The following is a 5,000-nucleotide window of genomic DNA, read 5'->3' as shown; positions in this document are numbered from 1 at the left end:
TCTCCCCGCCCGATAAGGGCGGCGGGTTAGAAGGTCAATACAGCCAGGGTAGTATCCCACCGATGCCTCCACCGAAGCTGGCGCTCCGGTTTCCAAGGCTCCTACCTATCCTGTACAAGCTGTACCAACATTCAATATCAGGCTGCAGTAAAGCTCCACGGGGTCTTTCCGTCCTGTCGCGGGTAACCTGCATCTTCACAGGTACTATAATTTCACCGAGTCTCTCGTTGAGACAGTGCCCAGATCGTTGCGCCTTTCGTGCGGGTCGGAACTTACCCGACAAGGAATTTCGCTACCTTAGGACCGTTATAGTTACGGCCGCCGTTTACTGGGGCTTCAATTCGCACCTTCGCTTACGCTAAGCGCTCCTCTTAACCTTCCAGCACCGGGCAGGCGTCAGCCCCTATACTTCGCCTTACGGCTTCGCAGAGACCTGTGTTTTTGCTAAACAGTCGCCTGGGCCTATTCACTGCGGCTCTCTCGGGCTTGCACCCTAACAGAGCACCCCTTCTCCCGAAGTTACGGGGTCATTTTGCCGAGTTCCTTAACGAGAGTTCTCTCGATCACCTTAGGATTCTCTCCTCGCCTACCTGTGTCGGTTTGCGGTACGGGCACCTCTCACCTCGCTAGAGGCTTTTCTTGGCAGTGTGGAATCAGGAACTTCGCTACTATATTTCGCTCGCCATCACAGCTCAGCCTTATGGGAAACGGATTTGCCTATTTCCCAGCCTAACTGCTTGGACGCGGATATCCAATACCGCGCTTACCCTATCCTCCTGCGTCCCCCCATTGCTCAAATGGTGAGGAGGTGGTACAGGAATATCAACCTGTTGTCCATCGCCTACGCCTTTCGGCCTCGGCTTAGGTCCCGACTAACCCTGAGCGGACGAGCCTTCCTCAGGAAACCTTAGGCATTCGGTGGAGGGGATTCTCACCCCTCTTTCGCTACTCATACCGGCATTCTCACTTCTAAGCGCTCCACCAGTCCTTCCGGTCTGGCTTCACAGCCCTTAGAACGCTCTCCTACCACTGTTCGAAGAACAGTCCGCAGCTTCGGTGATACGTTTAGCCCCGGTACATTTTCGGCGCAGAGTCACTCGACCAGTGAGCTATTACGCACTCTTTAAATGGTGGCTGCTTCTAAGCCAACATCCTGGTTGTCTAAGCAACTCCACATCCTTTTCCACTTAACGTATACTTTGGGACCTTAGCTGGCGGTCTGGGCTGTTTCCCTTTCGACTACGGATCTTATCACTCGCAGTCTGACTCCCAAGGATAAGTCATTGGCATTCGGAGTTTGACTGAATTCGGTAACCCGGTAGGGGCCCCTAGTCCAATCAGTGCTCTACCTCCAAGACTCTTACCTTGAGGCTAGCCCTAAAGCTATTTCGGAGAGAACCAGCTATCTCCAGGTTCGATTGGCATTTCACCCCTACCCACACCTCATCCCCGCACTTTTCAACGTGCGTGGGTTCGGGCCTCCATTCAGTGTTACCTGAACTTCACCCTGGACATGGGTAGATCACCTGGTTTCGGGTCTACGACCACGTACTCATGCGCCCTATTCAGACTCGCTTTCGCTGCGGCTCCGCATCTTCTGCTTAACCTTGCACGGGATCGTAACTCGCCGGTTCATTCTACAAAAGGCACGCCATCACCCGTTAACGGGCTCTGACTACTTGTAGGCACACGGTTTCAGGATCTCTTTCACTCCCCTTCCGGGGTGCTTTTCACCTTTCCCTCACGGTACTGGTTCACTATCGGTCACTAGGGAGTATTTAGCCTTGGGAGATGGTCCTCCCGGATTCCGACGGAATTTCACGTGTTCCGCCGTACTCAGGATCCACTCAGGAGAGAACGAAGTTTTGACTACAGGGCTGTTACCTCCTATGGCGGGCCTTTCCAGACCTCTTCATCTACCTCGTTCTTTTGTAACTCCGTACAGAGTGTCCTACAACCCCAAGAGGCAAGCCTCTTGGTTTGGGCTAATCCCGTTTCGCTCGCCGCTACTCAGGGAATCGCATTTGCTTTCTCTTCCTCCGGGTACTTAGATGTTTCAGTTCCCCGGGTCTGCCTTCTCATATCCTATGAATTCAGATATGGATACCACTCCATTACGAGTGGTGGGTTTCCCCATTCGGAAATCTCCGGATCAAAGCTTGCTTACAGCTCCCCGAAGCATATCGGTGTTCGTCCCGTCCTTCATCGGCTCCTAGTGCCAAGGCATCCACCGTGCGCCCTTTCTAACTTAACCGTTAAAAAGAATCACTACGTGATATCTTGTCTTACTAATTGAATGTGATGTCTACTGTTATCTAGTTTTCAAAGAACACGTTTCGAAGGAATGATCCTTCAAAACTAAACAAGACAGGGAACGTTCTGTTTATAAGACCCAAGGTCTTATATTCCGTAAATATCCTTAGAAAGGAGGTGATCCAGCCGCACCTTCCGATACGGCTACCTTGTTACGACTTCACCCCAATCATCTGTCCCACCTTCGGCGGCTGGCTCCTAAAAGGTTACCTCACCGACTTCGGGTGTTACAAACTCTCGTGGTGTGACGGGCGGTGTGTACAAGGCCCGGGAACGTATTCACCGCGGCATGCTGATCCGCGATTACTAGCGATTCCAGCTTCACGCAGTCGAGTTGCAGACTGCGATCCGAACTGAGAACAGATTTGTGGGATTGGCTTAACCTCGCGGTTTCGCTGCCCTTTGTTCTGTCCATTGTAGCACGTGTGTAGCCCAGGTCATAAGGGGCATGATGATTTGACGTCATCCCCACCTTCCTCCGGTTTGTCACCGGCAGTCACCTTAGAGTGCCCAACTGAATGCTGGCAACTAAGATCAAGGGTTGCGCTCGTTGCGGGACTTAACCCAACATCTCACGACACGAGCTGACGACAACCATGCACCACCTGTCACTCTGCCCCCGAAGGGGACGTCCTATCTCTAGGATTGTCAGAGGATGTCAAGACCTGGTAAGGTTCTTCGCGTTGCTTCGAATTAAACCACATGCTCCACCGCTTGTGCGGGCCCCCGTCAATTCCTTTGAGTTTCAGTCTTGCGACCGTACTCCCCAGGCGGAGTGCTTAATGCGTTAGCTGCAGCACTAAGGGGCGGAAACCCCCTAACACTTAGCACTCATCGTTTACGGCGTGGACTACCAGGGTATCTAATCCTGTTCGCTCCCCACGCTTTCGCTCCTCAGCGTCAGTTACAGACCAGAGAGTCGCCTTCGCCACTGGTGTTCCTCCACATCTCTACGCATTTCACCGCTACACGTGGAATTCCACTCTCCTCTTCTGCACTCAAGTTCCCCAGTTTCCAATGACCCTCCCCGGTTGAGCCGGGGGCTTTCACATCAGACTTAAGAAACCGCCTGCGAGCCCTTTACGCCCAATAATTCCGGACAACGCTTGCCACCTACGTATTACCGCGGCTGCTGGCACGTAGTTAGCCGTGGCTTTCTGGTTAGGTACCGTCAAGGTACCGCCCTATTCGAACGGTACTTGTTCTTCCCTAACAACAGAGCTTTACGATCCGAAAACCTTCATCACTCACGCGGCGTTGCTCCGTCAGACTTTCGTCCATTGCGGAAGATTCCCTACTGCTGCCTCCCGTAGGAGTCTGGGCCGTGTCTCAGTCCCAGTGTGGCCGATCACCCTCTCAGGTCGGCTACGCATCGTTGCCTTGGTGAGCCGTTACCTCACCAACTAGCTAATGCGCCGCGGGTCCATCTGTAAGTGGTAGCCGAAGCCACCTTTTATGTTTGAACCATGCGGTTCAAACAAGCATCCGGTATTAGCCCCGGTTTCCCGGAGTTATCCCAGTCTTACAGGCAGGTTACCCACGTGTTACTCACCCGTCCGCCGCTAACATCAGGGAGCAAGCTCCCATCTGTCCGCTCGACTTGCATGTATTAGGCACGCCGCCAGCGTTCGTCCTGAGCCAGGATCAAACTCTCCGATAAAGTAGTTTGACTGACTACGCACATCGCTGTGCGATTTATTTAAAAATGAATTAACAGGTACGTTTTGTCTTGTTTAGTTTTCAAAGATCATTTCGTTTGTTCGCTTTGTTAAAGCAACTTTATTAGTATACAACGCTGCTTCTTCAAAGTCAACAACTTTTTTAAAACTTTTGGTGGAGCCTAGCGGGATCGAACCGCTGACCTCCTGCGTGCAAAGCAGGCGCTCTCCCAGCTGAGCTAAGGCCCCATTAAAATGGTCGGGAAGACAGGATTCGAACCTGCGACCCCATGGTCCCAAACCATGTGCTCTACCAAGCTGAGCTACTTCCCGATTCCCTATCTATTCTATTAAAAATAATGGCGCGCCCGAGAGGAGTCGAACCCCTAACCTTTTGATCCGTAGTCAAACGCTCTATCCAATTGAGCTACGGGCGCAATCAATTTTAGAATATCCCGTTGGGATAAAAATGGAGCGGAAGACGGGATTCGAACCCGCGACCCCCACCTTGGCAAGGTGGTGTTCTACCACTGAACTACTTCCGCATATCGCAATAAAAAAAGCTTTCTCCTTTTTGAGAAACCTTGGTAAGATAAATACATTTAGTAAAGCTTCCAAGCGGGCTCGAACCGCTGACCTCTTCCTTACCATGGAAGTGCTCTACCTGCTGAGCTATGGAAGCAATGGCTCCGCAGGTAGGATTCGAACCTACGACCGATCGGTTAACAGCCGATAGCTCTACCACTGAGCTACTGCGGAATAATATAAGCTTCATAAACAAACATGGTAGAAATAATAAAACTGCTTGGCGGCGTCCTACTCTCACAGGGGGAAACCCCCGACTACCATCGGCGCTGAAGAGCTTAACTTCCGTGTTCGGTATGGGAACGGGTGTGACCTCTTCGCTATCGCCACCAAACAAATTGAGAGTGTTCTCTCAAAACTAGATAACAGGTGTGACATCATTCAAAATGTGGTTAAGTCCTCGATCGATTAGTATCTGTCAGCTCCATGTGTCGCCACACTTCC

The 5,000-nt window shown here is 51.8% G+C and carries 6 tRNA genes and 4 rRNA genes (2 of these 10 only partly in view); all 10 read right to left on the bottom strand.

Annotation, left to right across the window (positions count from 1 at the left end):
• Positions 1 to 2,254 (bottom strand): 23S ribosomal RNA (locus M1M80_RS00985); it reaches 674 nt to the left of the window's first position.
• A 169-nt stretch (positions 2,255 to 2,423) separates the two neighbouring features.
• A 16S ribosomal RNA gene (locus M1M80_RS00980) occupies positions 2,424 to 3,973 on the bottom strand.
• Between the two features lie 171 nt (positions 3,974 to 4,144).
• Positions 4,145 to 4,220: transfer RNA gene (locus M1M80_RS00975), tRNA-Ala, on the bottom strand.
• 7 nt (positions 4,221 to 4,227) lie between these two features.
• Positions 4,228 to 4,304, bottom strand: a tRNA-Pro gene (locus M1M80_RS00970).
• A 27-nt stretch (positions 4,305 to 4,331) separates the two neighbouring features.
• Positions 4,332 to 4,408 (bottom strand) — tRNA-Arg (locus M1M80_RS00965).
• A 33-nt stretch (positions 4,409 to 4,441) separates the two neighbouring features.
• A tRNA-Gly gene (locus M1M80_RS00960) sits at positions 4,442 to 4,516 on the bottom strand.
• Positions 4,517 to 4,580: 64 nt separating this feature from the next.
• A tRNA-Thr gene (locus M1M80_RS00955) sits at positions 4,581 to 4,653 on the bottom strand.
• 2 nt (positions 4,654 to 4,655) lie between these two features.
• Positions 4,656 to 4,730 (bottom strand) — tRNA-Asn (locus M1M80_RS00950).
• 44 nt (positions 4,731 to 4,774) lie between these two features.
• A 5S ribosomal RNA gene (gene rrf, locus M1M80_RS00945) occupies positions 4,775 to 4,890 on the bottom strand.
• A 54-nt stretch (positions 4,891 to 4,944) separates the two neighbouring features.
• Positions 4,945 to 5,000 (bottom strand): 23S ribosomal RNA (locus M1M80_RS00940); it runs 2,872 nt beyond the window's last position.
• The 16S, 23S and 5S rRNA genes sit together here with 6 tRNA genes alongside, the layout of an rRNA operon.

Origin of the sequence: Bacillus inaquosorum, from assembly GCF_023238325.1 — a bacterium.
Taxonomy (GTDB): Bacteria; Bacillota; Bacilli; order Bacillales; family Bacillaceae; genus Bacillus; species Bacillus inaquosorum.
This window is presented reverse-complemented; position numbering and strand designations above follow the sequence as displayed.